This is a genomic window from Streptomyces fradiae ATCC 10745 = DSM 40063, from assembly GCF_008704425.1.
GTDB lineage: Bacteria > Actinomycetota > Actinomycetes > Streptomycetales > Streptomycetaceae > Streptomyces > Streptomyces fradiae.
Genome location: NZ_CP023696.1, coordinates 2511948 through 2531304, shown reverse-complemented (window position 1 = coordinate 2531304; position 19357 = coordinate 2511948). Strand labels below are relative to the sequence as shown.

General features: G+C 69.0%; 12 protein-coding genes and 3 rRNA genes. 12 read left to right on the top strand and 3 right to left on the bottom strand.

Going from position 1 to position 19357, the window contains the following annotated elements:
• Window positions 1-136 precede the first annotated feature (136 nt).
• Complete coding sequence (locus tag CP974_RS11210) at window positions 137-565, bottom strand: metallopeptidase family protein (protein ID WP_078915491.1); 429 nt, start codon at window positions 563-565, stop codon at window positions 137-139.
• A gap of 285 nt (window positions 566-850) precedes the next feature.
• On the opposite strand from CP974_RS11210, the gene CP974_RS11205 reads away from it, so the two are divergent.
• The 8 genes from CP974_RS11205 to CP974_RS11165 all read left to right on the top strand — a co-directional run bounded on the left by CP974_RS11205 (window position 851) and on the right by CP974_RS11165 (window position 9889).
• The gene (locus tag CP974_RS11205; protein ID WP_078915494.1) at window positions 851-1279 is read left to right on the top strand and encodes a DUF3499 domain-containing protein; all 429 of its coding nucleotides are present in this window, start codon (window positions 851-853) and stop codon (window positions 1277-1279) included.
• 289 nt (window positions 1280-1568) lie between these two features.
• Window positions 1569-2930: a phosphomannomutase/phosphoglucomutase gene (locus CP974_RS11200; RefSeq protein WP_031130196.1), complete on the top strand. Its 1362-nt coding sequence runs from the start codon at window positions 1569-1571 to the stop codon at window positions 2928-2930.
• A gap of 670 nt (window positions 2931-3600) precedes the next feature.
• Window positions 3601-3783, top strand: a complete 183-nt coding sequence (locus tag CP974_RS11195; RefSeq protein WP_031137275.1) for a Trm112 family protein — start codon at window positions 3601-3603, stop codon at window positions 3781-3783.
• A 59-nt stretch (window positions 3784-3842) separates the two neighbouring features.
• Window positions 3843-4982, top strand: a complete 1140-nt coding sequence (locus CP974_RS11190; protein ID WP_031137277.1) for an SIS domain-containing protein — start codon at window positions 3843-3845, stop codon at window positions 4980-4982.
• 112 nt (window positions 4983-5094) lie between these two features.
• Window positions 5095-6270, top strand: a complete 1176-nt coding sequence (gene manA / locus CP974_RS11180; RefSeq protein ID WP_085921284.1) for a mannose-6-phosphate isomerase, class I — start codon at window positions 5095-5097, stop codon at window positions 6268-6270.
• A gap of 130 nt (window positions 6271-6400) precedes the next feature.
• Window positions 6401-7318 (top strand): cation diffusion facilitator family transporter, encoded by a 918-nt coding sequence (locus tag CP974_RS11175; RefSeq protein WP_051840045.1) that lies wholly within the window; start codon window positions 6401-6403, stop codon window positions 7316-7318.
• 351 nt (window positions 7319-7669) lie between these two features.
• Window positions 7670-9127, top strand: a complete 1458-nt coding sequence (gene ahcY, locus CP974_RS11170; protein ID WP_031136433.1) for an adenosylhomocysteinase — start codon at window positions 7670-7672, stop codon at window positions 9125-9127.
• Window positions 9128-9274: 147 nt separating this feature from the next.
• Complete coding sequence (locus tag CP974_RS11165) at window positions 9275-9889, top strand: hypothetical protein (protein ID WP_031136435.1); 615 nt, start codon at window positions 9275-9277, stop codon at window positions 9887-9889.
• A 122-nt stretch (window positions 9890-10011) separates the two neighbouring features.
• On the opposite strand, the gene CP974_RS11160 is transcribed toward CP974_RS11165, so the two are convergent.
• A complete protein-coding gene (locus tag CP974_RS11160) occupies window positions 10012-11064 on the bottom strand; it encodes an RDD family protein (protein ID WP_174887810.1) in 1053 nt (350 codons plus the stop codon).
• Window positions 11065-11184: 120 nt separating this feature from the next.
• Between CP974_RS11160 and CP974_RS11155 the strand changes: the two genes are divergently transcribed.
• The 4 genes from CP974_RS11155 to rrf all read left to right on the top strand — a co-directional run bounded on the left by CP974_RS11155 (window position 11185) and on the right by rrf (window position 17916).
• Window positions 11185-12192, top strand: coding sequence for a stage II sporulation protein M (locus CP974_RS11155; protein ID WP_031137042.1), 1008 nt, complete (start codon window positions 11185-11187; stop codon window positions 12190-12192).
• A 566-nt stretch (window positions 12193-12758) separates the two neighbouring features.
• Window positions 12759-14286 (top strand): 16S ribosomal RNA (locus tag CP974_RS11150).
• Between the two features lie 316 nt (window positions 14287-14602).
• A 23S ribosomal RNA gene (locus CP974_RS11145) occupies window positions 14603-17721 on the top strand.
• Window positions 17722-17799: 78 nt separating this feature from the next.
• A 5S ribosomal RNA gene (gene rrf, locus CP974_RS11140) occupies window positions 17800-17916 on the top strand.
• Together the 16S, 23S and 5S rRNA genes form the textbook arrangement of a ribosomal RNA operon.
• A gap of 129 nt (window positions 17917-18045) precedes the next feature.
• Here rrf and CP974_RS11135 read toward each other — a convergent pair.
• Complete coding sequence (locus CP974_RS11135) at window positions 18046-19356, bottom strand: DUF58 domain-containing protein (RefSeq protein ID WP_031133728.1); 1311 nt, start codon at window positions 19354-19356, stop codon at window positions 18046-18048.
• Between the last annotated feature and the right edge of the window lies 1 nt (window position 19357).

Genomic DNA, 19357 nt, shown 5'->3' with positions numbered 1-19357 from the left:
GCGGCGGCCCGCCGGAGAACCCGGTCGAGCCCTCCCGGGAGCCTCGCGACGATGGTCACCGTCGCGGAGGTCGAGCGCCTGACGGAGCGGGGAGCCCGGACGCGCGAGGGCCTGGAGGGCCCGCCCATCCCGCCGCTCAGTCCTGCCCGTACCGCGGGTCGACCGACTCGGGCGCCAGGCCCAGCAGTTCGGCGACCTGCTCCACCACGACCTCGTGCACCAGCAGCGCCCGCTCGTCCCGGCCCTTCGCCCGCAGCTCCACGGGCCGCCGGTAGACCACCACGCGGGCGTGCCGGTCCCGCGTCGCGGGCGCCGAGCTGCCCAGCGGCACCGTGTCGTCCCGCGGCTCCGGCACCTCCAGTACGTGGAACTCGACCTCGGCGAGCTGCGGCCAGTGCCGCTCCAGGCGCTCCACCGAGTCCTGCACCAGGTCCCGGAACGTGTCGGCCCGCGACAGGGACAGCGGGACCTGGGGCGGTGCCACGGGACCGCGCATCCCTCTGCCGTGGCGGTCGCGGCGGCGCGGTCGCGGCTCGGTCGGGCGGTGGGGTCCTGGACTGTCCATCACCTGACGCAGCGTAGCTCTCCGGGACGCGCCGCGTTCCCTCCCCGCACCCACACCCCGGCATGTCGTCAGATGAGCATTCAAGCCACGGGGCGGCGCGATTCGGCACGATGACTCGTTCGTCCCTCCCGCGGGAAACGACCGGATTCGCCCCCTCGCCACCGCCCCGCTCCGGCCGCTTCGAGCCTCCCGGGCTCCCCCGCGCGACCTCCCGGTGCAGGTCGCGGAGGCCCTCCGGAACGCCCCTGTGCCCGACGTCACACCGCGACACGGGCGAGTGACCTGGTGGAGAGTCGTCGCGGCCCGCTCAAGAGTGCGGTACCGTCCAACGTCGTGAGCCCTGTACGTCGCTGTTCGCGCACCGCGTGCGGCCGCCCTGCCGTCGCGACACTGACGTACGTCTATGCCGACTCGACCGCGGTCCTCGGCCCGCTCGCCACCTACGCGGAACCCCACTGCTACGACCTGTGCGCCGAGCACAGCGAACGCCTCACCGCGCCCCGCGGCTGGGAGGTCGTCCGGCTGTCCGACGCGTCCGGCCCCACCCGCCCCAGCGGGGACGACCTGGAGGCCCTCGCCAACGCCGTGCGCGAGGCCGCCCGCCCCCAGGAGCGCACGGCCCAGGCGGGCGGGAAGAACGGCGCGCGGGGCGCGGACCCCGTCGAGGTCGGCCGCCGCGGCCACCTCCGCGTCCTGCGCTCCCCGGACAACTGACCGGGACCACCCCACGGCGCCCCGCCCCCGGCGCACCCGCCCGCACGTCCCGCGCACCCGCTACGCCCCACCCGGCCCATCGCCCCACCCGGCCCAGGCCGCGCCACGCACCCCCGCCGTCGCGCCACCACCCCCGCCGCGAGCACCCGCCGCGAGCACCCCGGTCGCCCCACTCGCCCCGTACGTCCCCTCGTCCCCTCCCGGCGACCCTCCGTAGGTCCCCCGGCACGTACCCGACATCCCTGCGGGTAGCTTGTGTACCCCACACAGGCTCGCAGGAGGTTGATCAGTGACTGCTGATCTGTCGCAGATCGTCAAGGCGTACGACGTCCGCGGGGTCGTGCCGGACCAGTGGGACGAGACGCTCGCCGAGCTGTTCGGCGCCGCCTTCGTCCAGGTGACCGGCGCCGACGCGATCGTCGTCGGCCACGACATGCGCCCGTCGTCCCCCGGCCTGTCGGGCGCCTTCGCGCGCGGGGCCGCCGCACGGGGCGCCGACGTCACCCTCATCGGACTGTGCTCCACCGACCAGCTGTACTTCGCCTCCGGCCACTACGACCTGCCGGGCGCCATGTTCACCGCCTCGCACAACCCGGCCCAGTACAACGGCATCAAGATGTGCCGCGCCGGCGCCGCCCCCATCGGCCAGGACAGCGGCCTCGCCGACATCCGCGCCCTGGTCGAGACGTGGCACGGCTCCGGCGCCCCCGAGCCCGCCGCCACCCGCGGCGAGATCACCGAGCGCGACACCCTGACCGGATACGCCGAGCATCTGAGGTCCCTGGTCGACCTCACGGCCATCCGCCCGCTCAAGGTCGTCGTGGACGCGGGCAACGGCATGGGCGGCCACACGGTCCCCACCGTCTTCGCAGGACTGCCGCTGACGCTCGTACCGATGTACTTCGAGCTGGACGGCACCTTCCCCAACCACGAGGCCAACCCGCTCGACCCGGCCAACATCGTCGACCTCCAGCAGCGCGTCCGCGCCGAGGGCGCCGACCTGGGTCTGGCCTTCGACGGCGACGCCGACCGCTGCTTCGTCGTGGACGAGCGCGGCGAGCCCGTCCCGCCGTCCGCGATCACCGCCCTGGTCGCCGCCCGCGAGCTGGCCAAGCACCCGGGTGGAACGATCATCCACAACCTGATCACGTCCCTCTCCGTCCCCGAGGTCGTCCGCGAGAACGGCGGCAACCCGGTCCGCACCCGCGTCGGCCACTCCTTCATCAAGGCGGAGATGGCCCGCACCGGCGCGATCTTCGGCGGCGAGCACTCCGCGCACTACTACTTCCGCGACTTCTGGAACGCCGACACCGGCATGCTCGCCGCCCTCCACGTCCTCGCGGCACTCGGCGGCCAGGAGGGCACCCTGTCGGCGCTGGTCGCCGAGTACGACCGCTACGCCGCCAGCGGTGAGATCAACTCCACGGTCACCGACCAGTCCGCCAGCACCGCCGCCGTACGCGAGACGTTCGCCGCCCGCGACGGCGTCACCACCGACGAGATGGACGGCCTCACCGTCAGCGGCGACGGCTGGTGGTTCAACCTCCGCCCGTCCAACACCGAGCCGCTGCTCCGCCTCAACGTCGAGGCCCAGGACGAAGCCACCATGGCCAAGGTCCGCGACGAGGTCCTCGCCCTCGTACGCGCCTGACGTCGGCGCACCACCCGGCCCCCGCCCCGGGCGCCTTCGCGCGACCGGCCGACCGGTCAGCCGGCCGGCCTGCCGACCCGACCGCCCCTGCACCGACCGACCCGGCCCGGTGCCCGGTGCCGCACAAGCGGACCGGGCACCGGGCCGGACGGCCACAGAATCCCGTACCACCCAGCCCCGCACCCCGCCCGCACCGCCCAGCACCCGCCCACCGCGCCCCACCCCACCCCACCCCCATCCCCATCCAGCGGCCGGGCCCCAAGCCCCCCCGCACCACGCCCCCGCTCCACTCCGCGCCTCCGCGCACCCCGCGACCGGCCTCGGCCCCGCCTCCGGAACCCCGCCCCGACCCCGGCGCACCGCCCCGGCACGAGCCGCGGCCCGCCCCACACTCCACGGCCCGCGAACCGGCATCGCCCGCCACCCGGCGGTAGGCTGACGACGCCGGGCACGCCCGGCGCACGCGCGGTACACCGCCGCCGGGCCCGCACCGCGCCCCGCACGGACGGCACCGACCACGCACAACGAAAACAGCACGCCAGCACCACACCGACCCCCAGCCCAGCCCACCCCACCCCACCCCACCCCGGCCCCGGCGCACCCGACCGAAGCGCACCCGCACCCGGCCACCGCCCCGGCGCCAACGAAGCACCCGAAGGGAACCACCCCCATGCCGCTCGAAGCCGGCCTCCTCGACATCCTCGCCTGCCCCGCCTGCCGCGCCCCGCTGAGCGACCACACGGCCGACGAGACCCCCGAGCTGGTCTGCACGAGCGACGACTGCGGCCTGGCCTACCCGGTACGGGACGGCATCCCGGTCCTCCTGGTCGACGAGGCCCGCCGCCCCGCCTGACCAGCCATCCACCGCACCGCCCCGGCGACATCCCGCACCGGCGATCGGAGGCCCCACCCATGCTCGACGAGTCGCTGCTCGACGCTCCCGACGCCCTGGCCGAGGCGGACCACCGCGGCCTGCTGCGCGGCGCCGCCGCGTCCGGCGCGCGGGTACGCACCGCCGCCCGGCACGCAGCCGAGGCCGGGGTGACCGCCCTCCAGCCGGAGGGCCGCCCCCGCACCGTCCTCGTCGCGGGGACGGGCACGGCCGCCACCTGCGCCGCCGACCTGATCGCCGCACTGGCCGGAGCCTCCGCGCCGGTCGTCCGCCTGCGCCCGCACGGGGTGGCCGCGGCGGGCGGCGCGCTGCGCTGGAACCTGCCGGGGTGGGCCGGCTCCGTCGACCTGCTCCTCATCCCGACCCACGACGGCTCCGAGCCAGGCCTGGCCACCCTCGCCGAGCAGGCGTACCGCCGCGGCGTCACCGTCGTCGCCGTGGCCCCGCACCGCTCGCCCATCACCGAGGCGGTCGGCAGCACCCACGGCCTCGTCGTGCCCATGGCGACCGCACCCCACGAGGTGGACGAGGAGCCGCAGGGCGCGGGCCCCGGAGCGCTGTGGGCGCTGTTCACCCCGCTGCTCGCCCTCCTCGACCGCGTCGGCCTGTTCACGGCCCCCGGCGACACACTGGAGAAGGTCGCCGACCGCCTCGACCGCACCGCCGAACGCTGCGGCCCCGCCGTCGCCACGTACAGCAACCCCGCCAAGACACTCGCCGCGGAACTGGCCGACGCCCTGCCCCTCATCTGGACGGAGGGCACGGCCGCCGCCCCGGTGGGCCGACGCTTCGCCGCGGTCCTCGCCGAACTCGCCGGCCGCCCCGCCCTCGCCGCCGAGCTGCCCGAGGCGCTCCACGCCCACGCCGGCCTCCTGGCGGGCGACTTCGCCGGAGGCGCCGACCCGGACGACTTCTTCCGCGACCGCGTCGAGGACCCGCAGGCGCTCCACGCCCGCGTCCTGCTCCTCCGCGACCGGCCGGCCGCGGCGGGCGGCCTCAGCGCGGTCCCCGCCGCCCGCGAACTCGCCCTCGGCCACGACACCCCGATCAGCGAGCTGGAGCCGGAGGAAAGCACCGAACTCGAAGCGCTCGCCGAACTGCTGGCCATCACCGACTTCGCCGCCTGCTACCTCTCCCTGGCCTCCTCCCGCCGCCCCTGACCTCCACCCCCAGGCCATCCCCCTTCACCTCCCCCTCCCTCCCCCCTTCCGCGCTTCCCCCCTCCGCCCTCCGCCCCTCCCTCCCGCACCGCGCACACGGAAAGCACCGCCCATGGACCGCCTCTCCACCACCGTCCGCCCCTACGCCTGGGGCTCCACGACGGCCATCCCGGAACTGCTCGGCACCGCCCCCACCGGCGAGCCACAGGCCGAGATGTGGATGGGCGCCCACCCCGGCGCACCCTCCCGCGTCACCCGCCACACACCCCAAGGCGCACGCGAACTGTCCCTCGACGAGGTCATCGCCGCCGACCCCGAGCGGGAACTCGGCCCCGCCGCGCTCGCCAGGTTCGGCCCCCGCCTCCCCTTCCTGCTCAAGATCCTCGCCGCCGGCGCCCCCCTCTCCCTCCAGGTCCACCCCGACGCGGCCCGGGCCCGCACCGGCTACGACGCCGAGGAACGCGCCGGCATCCCCCTCGACGCCCCGCACCGCAACTACCGGGACCCCCACCACAAGCCCGAACTGATCTGCGCCCTCACCCCCTTCGAGGGCTTCTGCGGCTTCCGGCGCCCGGCCGAGACCGCCGACCTCCTCGCCGCGCTCGATGTCGACTCCCTCAAGCCGTACGTGGACCTCCTCCACGCCCACCCCGAGGACGCCGCCCTCCGCGAGGTCCTCACCGCCGTCCTCACCGCCGACCCGGCCGGCATCGCCACCACCGTCGACGAGACCGCCGCCGCCTGCGCCCGCCTCGGCGGAGCCCACGCCCCGTACGCGGCCCTCGCCCACCACTTCCCCGGCGACCCCGGCGTCCTCGCCGCCCTCCTGCTCAACCACGTCCTGCTCCAGCCCGGCGAAGCCCTCTACCTCGGCGCGGGCGTCCCCCACGCCTACCTCACCGGCCTGGGCGTCGAGATCATGGCCAACTCCGACAACGTCCTGCGCTGCGGCCTCACCCCCAAGCACATCGACGTCCCCGAGCTCCTCCGCGTCGTCCGCTTCGAGGCCGGCGACCCCGGCGTCCTGCGCCCCGAGGCGTCCCCGGCCGGCGAGGAGGTGTACGAGACGCCCGTCGACGAGTTCCGCCTCTCCCGGTACGCGCGCCCCGAGGGCGCCGCCCCCGCCGACCTCACCACCGCCACCCCGCAGATCCTCCTCGCCACCGCGGGAAGCCCCCGCGTCGGCGAACTCACCCTCACCCCCGGCCAGTCGGTGTTCGTGCCGGCCGGGGAGACCGTCGAACTCTCCGGCGGCGGCACCCTCTTCAGAGCCACGGTGCTGGCCTGACCCACACCGCCGTCACCCGCTGCTGCAACAATGGCCCGCCGTAGGGACGGGCCGAATCCATTCGGCCGCCCGGGCCCCGGACCACCGGGGCCACCGGGACCGGCGGGACCAGCGAAGGGACAGGACACGCATGAGCGCGTCAGGCGGAACCAAGGCGATCGTGGCGGCACTCGCCGCCAACCTCGCGATCGCCGTGAGCAAATTCGTGGCGTTCCTCTTCAGCGGGTCCTCGTCCATGCTCGCCGAGTCGGTGCACTCCCTCGCCGACTCCGGCAACCAGGGACTGCTCCTCCTCGGCGGCAAGAAGGCGCAGCGCGAGGCCACCCCGCAGCACCCCTTCGGCTACGGCCGCGAGCGCTACATCTACGCCTTCCTGGTCTCCATCGTGCTCTTCTCCGTGGGCGGCATGTTCGCCCTGTACGAGGGCTACCTGAAGATCAAGGACCCCCATGAGATCGAGGCGTGGTACTGGCCCGTGGGCGTCCTCGTCTTCGCGATCATCGCCGAGACGTTCTCCTTCCGCACCGCCATCAAGGAGTCCAACGAAGTCCGCGGGAAGCGCTCGTGGAAGGACTTCGTCCGCACCGCCAAGGCCCCCGAGCTGCCCGTCGTCCTCCTGGAGGACCTCGGAGCCCTCGTCGGCCTGATCCTCGCCCTCGCCGGCGTCAGCCTCGCCCTCGTCACCGGCAACGGCGTCTGGGACGGCATCGGCACCCTCTGCATCGGCGTCCTGCTCATCCTGATCGCCATCGTCCTCGCCGCCGAGACCAAGTCGCTGCTCCTCGGCGAGTCCGCCGGCCTGGAAGAGGTCCGCAAGATCGAGGCGGCACTCGTCGACGGCACCACCGTCACCAGCGTCATCCACATGCGCACCCTCCACCTCGGCCCCGAGGAACTCCTCGTCGCCGCCAAGATCGCCGTCCAGCACGACGACACGGCCGCACAGATCGCCTCCGCCATCGACGCCGCCGAGCAGCGCATCCGCAGCGCCGTCCCGATCGCCCGGGTCATCTACCTCGAGCCCGACATACTCCGCACCCCCCGCTGACCCACAGCACCCACCGGCCACACCAAGCCCTCCACCAAGCGCCGGCCAAAGCCCCCCCACACCCGCCGACCCCGAGGCCCCGGTCCACCTACCGGGGCCTCGCGCGTGCCCGCCCCCCAGCACCGGACGAACGGAACCGGTCCGGCGGACTTGAAGCCCGCGCACCGGATCGGTGTAGATTCGAATACCGAGCCAGACGTCGCTGCTGATGGCGGTCGGGCGGTCCCGACGGACCGGCCGAGGGAGAGAGGGCCTCCGACGACTGCACCGCGCGTGCCCGGGCATCCTTGTGTCCGCCGGCGCGGAGCCAGCCGTACCCACCTCGCACCCGACAACGAGGAGCAGCCCGACATGACCACTGTCGACAACCGACAGGACTTCAAGGTCGCCGACCTCTCCCTGGCCGAGTTCGGCCGCAAGGAGATCACCCTCGCCGAGCACGAGATGCCCGGCCTGATGGCGATCCGCGAGGAGTACGCCGCCGCCCAGCCCCTCGCCGGCGCCCGCGTCACCGGCTCCCTGCACATGACCGTGCAGACCGCCGTCCTCATCGAGACCCTCGTCGCCCTCGGCGCCCGCGTCCGCTGGGCCTCCTGCAACATCTTCTCCACGCAGGACCACGCCGCCGCCGCCATCGCCGTCGGCCCCGACGGCACCCCGGACGACCCGAAGGGCGTCCCCGTCTTCGCCTGGAAGGGCGAGACGCTGGAGGAGTACTGGTGGTGCACCGAGCAGGCCCTGACCTGGCCGGACAGCCCCACCGGCGGTCCCAACATGATCCTCGACGACGGCGGTGACGCCACCCTCCTCGTCCACAAGGGCGTCGAGTTCGAGAAGGCCGGCCAGGCCCCGGACCCCTCCACCGCCGACAGCGAGGAGTACGCCCACATCCTGCGCCTCCTCAACCGCACCCTCGCCGAGAACCCGCAGAAGTGGACCCGCCTCGCCTCCGAGATCCGCGGCGTCACCGAGGAGACCACCACGGGCGTCCACCGCCTGTACGAGATGCACCGCGACGGCACCCTGCTCTTCCCGGCGATCAACGTCAACGACGCCGTCACCAAGTCGAAGTTCGACAACAAGTACGGCTGCCGCCACTCCCTCGTCGACGGCATCAACCGCGCCACCGACGTCCTCATCGGCGGCAAGGTTGCCGTCGTCTGCGGCTACGGCGACGTCGGCAAGGGCTGCGCTGAGTCCCTCCGGGGCCAGGGCGCCCGCGTCATCGTCACCGAGATCGACCCCATCTGCGCGCTCCAGGCCGCGATGGACGGCTACCAGGTCACCACCCTCGACGAGGTCGTCGAGACCGCCGACATCTTCATCACCACCACCGGCAACCGCGACATCATCATGGCCGCGGACATGCAGCGCATGAAGCACCAGGCCATCGTCGGCAACATCGGCCACTTCGACAACGAGATCGACATGGCCGGCCTCGCCCGGATCCCCGGCATCGTCAAGGACGAGGTCAAGCCGCAGGTCCACACCTGGACCTTCGCCGACGGCAAGAAGATCATCGTCCTCTCCGAGGGCCGCCTGCTGAACCTGGGCAACGCCACGGGCCACCCGTCCTTCGTGATGTCCAACTCGTTCGCGGACCAGACCCTGGCCCAGATCGAGCTCTACACGAAGCCGGAGCAGTACCCGACCGACGTCTACGTCCTGCCCAAGCACCTCGACGAGAAGGTCGCCCGCCTCCACCTGGACGCGCTCGGCGTCAAGCTCACGACGCTCCGCCCCGAGCAGGCCGAGTACATCGGCGTCGAGGTCGAAGGCCCCTACAAGCCGGACCACTACCGCTACTGACCCCGCCCGCACGGCCACCCGCCGCGCCCGGCAGCAGGTACCCAGGCAGGCCCCCGCACCCCCGTGTCGGGGGCCTGCCCCGTACCCGGCCGACCCGGCCGCCGCTCAGCCGCGGCGCCCGGACCCCGACCAGACCCCCGAGGACCCATGCCCCGAGGACGCTATTCGCTCCACGATCCGCACGATCACACCCCCCTCGGTGAAGAACACTTCCACTGCGCCCCCGGTCCCTCCGGCTGGCGCTACGTCGCGCAACGCACCACCCCCTCCGGCGACCACGCCGGCTCCGTCGACCTCGCCCTCGACGACCTCGGCCGCCCCCTCCGCCTCGAACTCCACGCCGGCGGCTGGCAGGTACGCGGCGCCGCCCTCGACGGCGTCACCTGGGTACGCACCGACCCCACCGGATCCCACGCCGCCGAAGGCAATGTGCGCGCCCACACCTTCACCGGCAGCTCCCCGGCCTTCCTGGTGGCCCTGACCCGTCTCCTGCGTCTCACCCCCCGTTCCGACGCGACCCGCGTCCGCCTCGTCGCCTTCACGGACCCGGTCCTCGCCCCCCTGACCGTCGACCAGTCCTGGGCCCTGGTGAACAGTGAAGCGCACGCCACTGACAACGGCCCCCTCACCGTGGACGAGTACCAGGTCAGCGCCCTGGACACCGGCGAGCGGCACACCGTCCACATCGCCGGCGACGTGGTCCTCGCGGCCCCCGGCATCGAACTGGAAGACCTCCAGGACCCGCCCTCCGCCTTCACCTGACCCTCGACGCAAGCCGCCGCGCCGCCAGGACCCCCGCCCCCGACCCGCAGCGCCGCCGACCCGACGACGCACCGCACCGCGGCCCCGACCCCCGGCCGCGCCCGGGCGGAAGCAGTCGCCGACTAGGCAGGCGGCGCGAACCCCGTGGCGGGCCGCCCCTCCGGCACGCTCTCACCACCGTCACCCCGCACCCTCGCCGCACCGGGGCCCACCGCCTCAGCCACCCCACCGAAGCCCCCTCCACCCCGAGAACCCCCAGCCCCGTCAACCCCAGCCCCCGAACCCACGCCAGCACCACCCACCGCACCGAAACCACCCACGACCCCAGCGTCACCACCACCCACCACACCGGCCCCGGCCACACCAGCCCCAGACACACCAACCCCAGCCCCAAGCACACCAGCCCCAGCGACCCCCACACCCGCGCCTCCAGGCGCCACCCGCCGAGCCTCCCTCTCCTGCCGCTCATGCACGACGGCCGCCAGGAACATCACCGCGGGCACCCCCGCAGGCGCGGGCGCCCCGGTCCGCGCCACCAGCTCATCGGCCAGCCGCTCGGCCAGCGCCCTCCCCGCCTCGGGGTCCAGCTGCCCCATCCGCGTCAGGCACTGCCGTATCCCCAGCCACAACGAGTCCGGCACCGCCGACAAGTCCAGCTGCGAGAACCGCCCCACCAGCCACGGCGGCGGCGGAGGCACCGGAGCCGTGCGCCCCACCGGCACCCGCTCCCGCACCACCAGCGTCCCCGCGAACACATCACCGACCCGCCGCCCGCGCGCCGACACCAGCGAGGCGATGCACGCGATGACCCCGAACGACATCAGGATCTCCACCATCCCGAGCAGCCCCCGCACCAGCGCGTGCCGGAACCGGATCGGCCCGCCGTCATCCCGCACCACCCGCAGCCCGCACGCCATCTTCCCCAGCGACCGCCCGCGGCTCAGCGTCTCCACCATGATCGGCCCACCGATCAGCACCAGCACGAACGACGCGATCGACACCGCCATCACCGCCGCCTCGTCCAACGACGCGGTGGCCAGGGCGAGCGCGATGGATATGACCAGGTACACCGTCCACACCACGACGAGGTCGATGAGCAGCGCCAGCGCCCGGCTCGGCAGCCTGGCCGGCCGCAGCCCCAGCACGACCGCGTCCCCCGTCACGACCTCGCTCATGCCGCCCACCCTTCTCCGACCTTGCGCAACCGCTCCCCGGGCCAGTCTGCCAAGCTGACCGGCAGCGCGCCGCAGTAGTACGCACCGTACGCACCCCGTGCACTGGAGCCTCAGCCGATCATGGACCTCGACGTCTACGTCACCGCCCACCGCGCAGAGTGGGACCGCCTGGACCACCTCCTGAAGCGAGGCCGCCGGCTGACCGGCGCCGAAGCGGACGAACTCGTCGCGCTGTACCAGCGCACCGCCACGCACCTCTCCGTCATCCAGAGCACCGCCCCGGACCCGGCGCTCACCGCGCGCCTCACCCAGCTCGTCGCCCGCGCGCGGTCCGCCGTCACCGGCACCCGCCGCTCCACCTGGCGCGACGTGGTCCGGTTCCTCACCGCCGGGTTCCCCGCAGCCGTGTACCGCTCCCGCCACTGGTGGATCCCCACCGCAGTGCTCTCGACCCTCCTCGCGGCGGTCATCGGCTGGTGGATCGGTACGCACCCCGAGATCCAGGCCGCCATCGCGGCCCCCGACGAGCTGCGCCAGCTGACCCGCCCCGGCGGCGAGTACGAGACGTACTACTCCAGCCACCCGGCCGGGTCCTTCGCCGCCCAGGTGTGGACGAACAACGCGCGGGCGGCGGCCCTGTGCCTCGCCCTGGGCGCGTTCCTCTGCTTCCCGGTGCTGTGGGTCCTGTTCATCAACATGCTCAACCTGGGCGTCGGCATCGGCCTCATGTCGTCGGCCGGTCGCCTCGACACCTTCCTCGGCCTGGTCCTCCCGCACGGCCTCCTGGAGCTCACGGCGGTCTTCGTCGCCGCCGGTACGGGCCTCCGCCTGGGCTGGACGCTGATCGACCCCGGCCCGTACTCCCGCCGCACCGCCCTCGCCCGGCAGGGCCGCGCCGCGATCGGCATGGCCATCGGCCTCGCGCTGGTCCTGTTCGTATCGGGCGTGATCGAGGGCTTCGTGACCCCGTCCGGTCTGCCCACCTGGGCCCGCGTCGCCATCGGAGTCGCCGCCGAGGCCGCCTTCCTCGTGTACGTGTACGTGCTCGGCGGCCGGGCCTCCCGCGCCGGCGAGGCGGGCGACGTGGACGCCGACCAGCGAAGCGCCGAGCTGCCCACCGCCGCCTGATGTGCGTTCCACCCCTCGGACCTGCTACTGTCCTCTTCGCCCGCCAAACCTGTTGACACAGGCATGGTGGGGAGGTAGATTTAAACGGTTGCCTGGAGCTGGACAAGCTCGCGGGTGGCGTCTAGAGTCTCTCTCGCTCCGCGGAACCGGTCAGGTTCCCACTGGAGCCAACTGATTCCACACTCGGATCGCGAACGCTGATGTAAATCAGCCGGACTGAATCTGATAAAGTCGAATCAAGCCGAAAGGCAAAGGCCCTCCAACGGCCACCGGAAACGAAATCCGCACCGGAAACGGAACGGAAAAGGATCTGGTAAGGTTGGAAACACCGAAGGGAAGCGCCCGGAGGAAAGCCCGCAGGGAAGCCTGAGGGTGAGTACAAAGGAAGCGTCCGTTCCTTGAGAACTCAACAGCGTGCCAAAAGTCAACGCCAGATATGTTGATAACCCCGTCTCTCAGAGACGAGGTTCCTTTGAAACACACAGCGAGGACGCTGAGAACCAGAAGGATCATTCCTCCTTCCGGTTCCGCTCAACGCGAGTGTTCACCCGGAGTACCGGGAAGCATTCACGGAGAGTTTGATCCTGGCTCAGGACGAACGCTGGCGGCGTGCTTAACACATGCAAGTCGAACGATGAACCCACTTCGGTGGGGGATTAGTGGCGAACGGGTGAGTAACACGTGGGCAATCTGCCCTGCACTCTGGGACAAGCCCTGGAAACGGGGTCTAATACCGGATACGACCACTTCAGGCATCTGATGGTGGTGGAAAGCTCCGGCGGTGCAGGATGAGCCTGCGGCCTATCAGCTAGTTGGTGAGATAACGGCTCACCAAGGCGACGACGGGTAGCCGGCCTGAGAGGGCGACCGGCCACACTGGGACTGAGACACGGCCCAGACTCCTACGGGAGGCAGCAGTGGGGAATATTGCACAATGGGCGAAAGCCTGATGCAGCGACGCCGCGTGAGGGATGACGGCCTTCGGGTTGTAAACCTCTTTCAGCAGGGAAGAAGCGAAAGTGACGGTACCTGCAGAAGAAGCGCCGGCTAACTACGTGCCAGCAGCCGCGGTAATACGTAGGGCGCAAGCGTTGTCCGGAATTATTGGGCGTAAAGAGCTCGTAGGCGGCCTGTCACGTCGGATGTGAAAGCCCGGGGCTTAACCCCGGGTCTGCATTCGATACGGGCAGGCTAGAGTTCGGTAGGGGAGATCGGAATTCCTGGTGTAGCGGTGAAATGCGCAGATATCAGGAGGAACACCGGTGGCGAAGGCGGATCTCTGGGCCGATACTGACGCTGAGGAGCGAAAGCGTGGGGAGCGAACAGGATTAGATACCCTGGTAGTCCACGCCGTAAACGTTGGGAACTAGGTGTGGGCGACATTCCACGTCGTCCGTGCCGCAGCTAACGCATTAAGTTCCCCGCCTGGGGAGTACGGCCGCAAGGCTAAAACTCAAAGGAATTGACGGGGGCCCGCACAAGCGGCGGAGCATGTGGCTTAATTCGACGCAACGCGAAGAACCTTACCAAGGCTTGACATACACCGGAAACACCCAGAGATGGGTGCCCCCTTGTGGTCGGTGTACAGGTGGTGCATGGCTGTCGTCAGCTCGTGTCGTGAGATGTTGGGTTAAGTCCCGCAACGAGCGCAACCCTTGTCCCGTGTTGCCAGCAGGCCCTTGTGGTGCTGGGGACTCACGGGAGACCGCCGGGGTCAACTCGGAGGAAGGTGGGGACGACGTCAAGTCATCATGCCCCTTATGTCTTGGGCTGCACACGTGCTACAATGGCCGGTACAAAGAGCTGCGATACCGCAAGGTGGAGCGAATCTCAAAAAGCCGGTCTCAGTTCGGATTGGGGTCTGCAACTCGACCCCATGAAGTCGGAGTCGCTAGTAATCGCAGATCAGCATTGCTGCGGTGAATACGTTCCCGGGCCTTGTACACACCGCCCGTCACGTCACGAAAGTCGGTAACACCCGAAGCCGGTGGCCCAACCCCTTGTGGGAGGGAGCTGTCGAAGGTGGGACTGGCGATTGGGACGAAGTCGTAACAAGGTAGCCGTACCGGAAGGTGCGGCTGGATCACCTCCTTTCTAAGGAGCACTTCTCACCAAGCTTGCTTGGTCAGAGGCCAGTACATCAGCGAACGTCTGATGCTGGTTGCTCATGGGTGGAACGTTGACTACTCGATCTGGTTCACGGGTCGAAGGCCGCAAGTACTGCTCTTCGGAGCGTGGAACGCGTGATCTTCGGACGGGACCAGGTCGGGCACGCTGTTGGGTGTCTGAAGGTACGGGCCGTATGGTCTTGTTCCTTCACACGCCGGCCCCAGTGAACTCCGGATCTTGTCCGGGGGTGATGGGTGGCTGGTCGTTGCTTGAGAACTGCACAGTGGACGCGAGCATCTGTGGCCAAGTTTATAAGGGCGCACGGTGGATGCCTTGGCACCAGGAACCGATGAAGGACGTGGGAGGCCGCGATAGGCCCCGGGGAGCTGTCAACCGAGCTTTGATCCGGGGGTGTCCGAATGGGGAAACCCGGCAGTCGTCATGGGCTGTCACCCACTGCTGAACACATAGGCAGTGTGGAGGGAACGAGGGGAAGTGAAACATCTCAGTACCCTCAGGAAGAGAAAACAACCGTGATTCCGGGAGTAGTGGCGAGCGAAACCGGATGAGGCCAAACCGTATGCGTGTGATACCCGGCAGGGGTTGCGCATGCGGGGTTGTGGGATCTCTCTTTCACGGTCTGCCGGCCGTGAGACGAGTCAGAAACCGTTGATGTAGGCGAAGGACATGCGAAAGGTCCGGCGTAGAGGGTAAGACCCCCGTAGCTGAAACATTGACGGCTCGTTTGAGAGACACCCAAGTAGCACGGGGCCCGAGAAATCCCGTGTGAATCTGGCGGGACCACCCGCTAAGCCTAAATATTCCCTGGTGACCGATAGCGGATAGTACCGTGAGGGAATGGTGAAAAGTACCGCGGGAGCGGAGTGAAATAGTACCTGAAACCGTGTGCCTACAAGCCGTGGGAGCGTCGGACATGCTTTGCATGTCTCGTGACTGCGTGCCTTTTGAAGAATGAGCCTGCGAGTTTGCGGTGCGTTGCGAGGTTAACCCGTGTGGGGAAGCCGTAGCGAAAGCGAGTCCGAATAGGGCGATCGAGTAGCGCGCTCAAGACCCGAAGCGGAGTGATCTAGCCATGGGCAGGTTGAAGCGGAGGTAAGACTTCGTGGAGGACCGAACCCACCAGGGTTGAAAACCTGGGGGATGACCTGTGGTTAGGGGTGAAAGGCCAATCAAACTCCGTGATAGCTGGTTCTCCCCGAAATGCATTTAGGTGCAGCGTCGTGTGTTTCTTGCCGGAGGTAGAGCACTGGATAGGCGATGGGCCCTACCGGGTTACTGACCTTAGCCAAACTCCGAATGCCGGTAAGTGAGAGCGCGGCAGTGAGACTGTGGGGGATAAGCTCCATGGTCGAGAGGGAAACAGCCCAGAGCATCGACTAAGGCCCCTAAGCGTACGCTAAGTGGGAAAGGATGTGGAGTCGCAGAGACAACCAGGAGGTTGGCTTAGAAGCAGCCACCCTTGAAAGAGTGCGTAATAGCTCACTGGTCAAGTGATTCCGCGCCGACAATGTAGCGGGGCTCAAGCGTACCGCCGAAGTCGTGTCATTGCAGCATAAGCCCCAACGGGTGCTGTGATGGGTAGGGGAGCGTCGTGTGCCGGGTGAAGCAGCCGCGGAAGCGAGTTGTGGACGGTTCACGAGTGAGAATGCAGGCATGAGTAGCGATACACACGTGAGAAACGTGTGCGCCGATTGACTAAGGGTTCCTGGGTCAAGCTGATCTGCCCAGGGTAAGTCGGGACCTAAGGCGAGGCCGACAGGCGTAGTCGATGGACAACCGGTTGATATTCCGGTACCCGTTTTGAAGCGCCAGCGCTGAACCCAGCGATGCTAAGCCCGTGAAACCGCCGTGTGCGTCTTCGGACAAGCACGGAGTGGTGGAGCCGGTGGCCCAGACTGGTAGTAGGTGAGCGATGGGGTGACGCAGGAAGGTAGTCCAGCCCGGGCGGTGGTTGTCCCGGGGTAAGGGTGTAGGACGTTACGTAGGTAAATCCGCGTGACACATAGTCTGAGACCTGATGCCGAGCCGATTGTGGTGAAGTGGATGATCCTATGCTGTCGAGAAAAGCCTCTAGCGAGTTTCATGGCGGCCCGTACCCTAAACCGACTCAGGTGGTCAGGTAGAGAATACCGAGGCGTTCGGGTGAACTATGGTTAAGGAACTCGGCAAAATGCCCCCGTAACTTCGGGAGAAGGGGGGCCACTTCTGGTGATCACTCTTGCAGTGTGAGCTGGGGGTGGCCGCAGAGACCAGCGAGAAGCGACTGTTTACTAAAAACACAGGTCCGTGCGAAGCCGTAAGGCGATGTATACGGACTGACGCCTGCCCGGTGCTGGAACGTTAAGGGGACCGGTTAGCTTGGATTCGTCCGGGCGAAGCTGAGAACTTAAGCGCCAGTAAACGGCGGTGGTAACTATAACCATCCTAAGGTAGCGAAATTCCTTGTCGGGTAAGTTCCGACCTGCACGAATGGCGTAACGACTTCTCGACTGTCTCAACCATAGGCCCGGTGAAATTGCACTACGAGTAAAGATGCTCGTTTCGCGCAGCAGGACGGAAAGACCCCGGGACCTTTACTACAGTTTGATATTGGTGTTCGGTTCGGCTTGTGTAGGATAGGTGGGAGACTGTGAAACTGTGACGCCAGTCATGGTGGAGTCGTCGTTGAAATACCACTCTGGTCGTGCTGGATGTCTAACCTGGGTCCGTGATCCGGATCAGGGACAGTGTCTGATGGGTAGTTTAACTGGGGCGGTTGCCTCCTAAAGGGTAACGGAGGCGCCCAAAGGTTCCCTCAGCCTGGTTGGCAATCAGGTGTTGAGTGTAAGTGCACAAGGGAGCTTGACTGTGAGACCGACGGGTCGAGCAGGGACGAAAGTCGGGACTAGTGATCCGGCGGTGGCTTGTGGAAGCGCCGTCGCTCAACGGATAAAAGGTACCCCGGGGATAACAGGCTGATCTTCCCCAAGAGTCCATATCGACGGGATGGTTTGGCACCTCGATGTCGGCTCGTCGCATCCTGGGGCTGGAGTCGGTCCCAAGGGTTGGGCTGTTCGCCCATTAAAGCGGTACGCGAGCTGGGTTTAGAACGTCGTGAGACAGTTCGGTCCCTATCCGCTGCGCGCGCAGGAACATTGAGAAGGGCTGTCCCTAGTACGAGAGGACCGGGACGGACGAACCTCTGGTGTGCCAGTTGTTCTGCCAAGGGCATGGCTGGTTGGCTACGTTCGGGAGGGATAACCGCTGAAAGCATCTAAGCGGGAAGCCTGCTTCGAGATGAGTGTTCCCACCTCCTTGAGAGGGTAAGGCTCCCAGTAGACGACTGGGTTGATAGGCCGGATATGGAAGCCCAGTGATGGGTGGAGTTGACCGGTACTAATAGGCCGAGGGCTTGTCCTCAGTTGCTCGCGTCCACTGTGTTAGTTCTGAAGTAACGAACACCACCATGTTGCCGGTTGGTTGTTATCTTCATAGTGTTTCGGTGGTCATAGCGTTAGGGAAACGCCCGGTTACATTCCGAACCCGGAAGCTAAGCCTTTCAGCGCCGATGGTACTGCAGGGGGGACCCTGTGGGAGAGTAGGACGCCGCCGAACTATTGTTGACGGGGAGCCCCGTGCCTGATGGCACGGGGCTTTCCGCATTTCCGGGACCAGACCGACCAGCAGACGAGACGGCGGACGCCCCTTTCGGGGGCCCGCCCCTCGTACCGACGTACGGCGGTGTCAGAGCCGGCCTGCGGCCTTCAGCGCCAGGTACGCGTCGGCCAGAGCCGGAGCCAGGTCCTCGGGCTTCGCGTCGACGACCGTCACACCATGGCGCTGCAACTGCTCCGCCGTGTTGCGGCGCTGAGCCTGTGCCTGAGCGCCGGCGGCAGCCTCGTACACCGCCTCGGTCGAACCGCGGGACTCCGTCATCGCGTCCACACGCGGGTCCGCCACGGACGCCACGACGACCGTGTGGCGCTGCGTGAGCTGCGACAGCATCGGGAGAAGACCTTCCTCGATCGGCGCCGCGTCCAGGCTCGTCAGCAGCACCACGAGGGATCGCCGTGGAGCACCGGCCAGCGCCGCGGCGCTCAGGCCCCGCGCGTCCGTTTCCACGAGCTCGGGCTCCAGTGTGGCCATGGCTTGCACCATGGCCGGCAGCACGTCACCCGCCCCGCGGCCCTGCACACGCGCGCGGACCCGGCGGTCATAGGCCACGAGGTCCACGCGGTCGCCGGCGCGCGAGGCCAGCGCGGTCAGCAGCAGAGCGGCGTCCATCGCCGCGTCCAGGCGGGGAACGTCGCCGACGCGCCCCGCCGAGGTGCGGCCCGTGTCCAGGACGAGCAGGATGTGCCGGTCCCGCTCCGGACGCCAGGTACGGACGGCGACAGTCGACTGGCGTGCCGTGGCCCGCCAGTCGATGGAGCGGGTGTCGTCACCCGGCACGTACTCGCGGAGGCTGTCGAACTCCGTGCCCTCGCCACGGGTGAGCACGCTCGTCCGGCCGTCCAGTTCCCGCAGCCGGGCCAGCTTCGACGGCAGGTGCTTCCGGCTGGCGAACGGAGGCAGCACGCGGACGGTCCACGGCACACGGTGAGACCCCTGACGGGCGGCGAGCCCCAGTGGCCCGTACGAGCGGACCGTGACCCGGTCCGCCTGCCGGTCGCCGCGGCGCGTCGGTCTCAGGACGGTGGTGAGCCTGCGCCGCTCGCCCGCGGGGACGGTCACGCCGTGGCGTGACGCCTCCTGGTCGGTGCCCGCCGGCCAGGAGCTCGGGGGCCAGGCGTCCCGGATCTGGGCGCGTAGGCGGCGCCGGGAGCTGTTCGCCACCAGCAGGTCCACTTCGGCGCTGTCACCCAATCGAACGGACGTGTCACCACTTCGGGTGAACCGCAGCGTTCTCACTGGCGCGGCCAGGGCGTAGTCGCACAGAATTGCGAGGGACAGGGGGGCGTTGACCGCCAGCATCCCCGTCCAGCTGGGAGCCAGGATGCCGACCGGCAGCGAGCCGATCGCGGCCAGGAGTGCGGTGCGTCCGGTGAGGGCCATG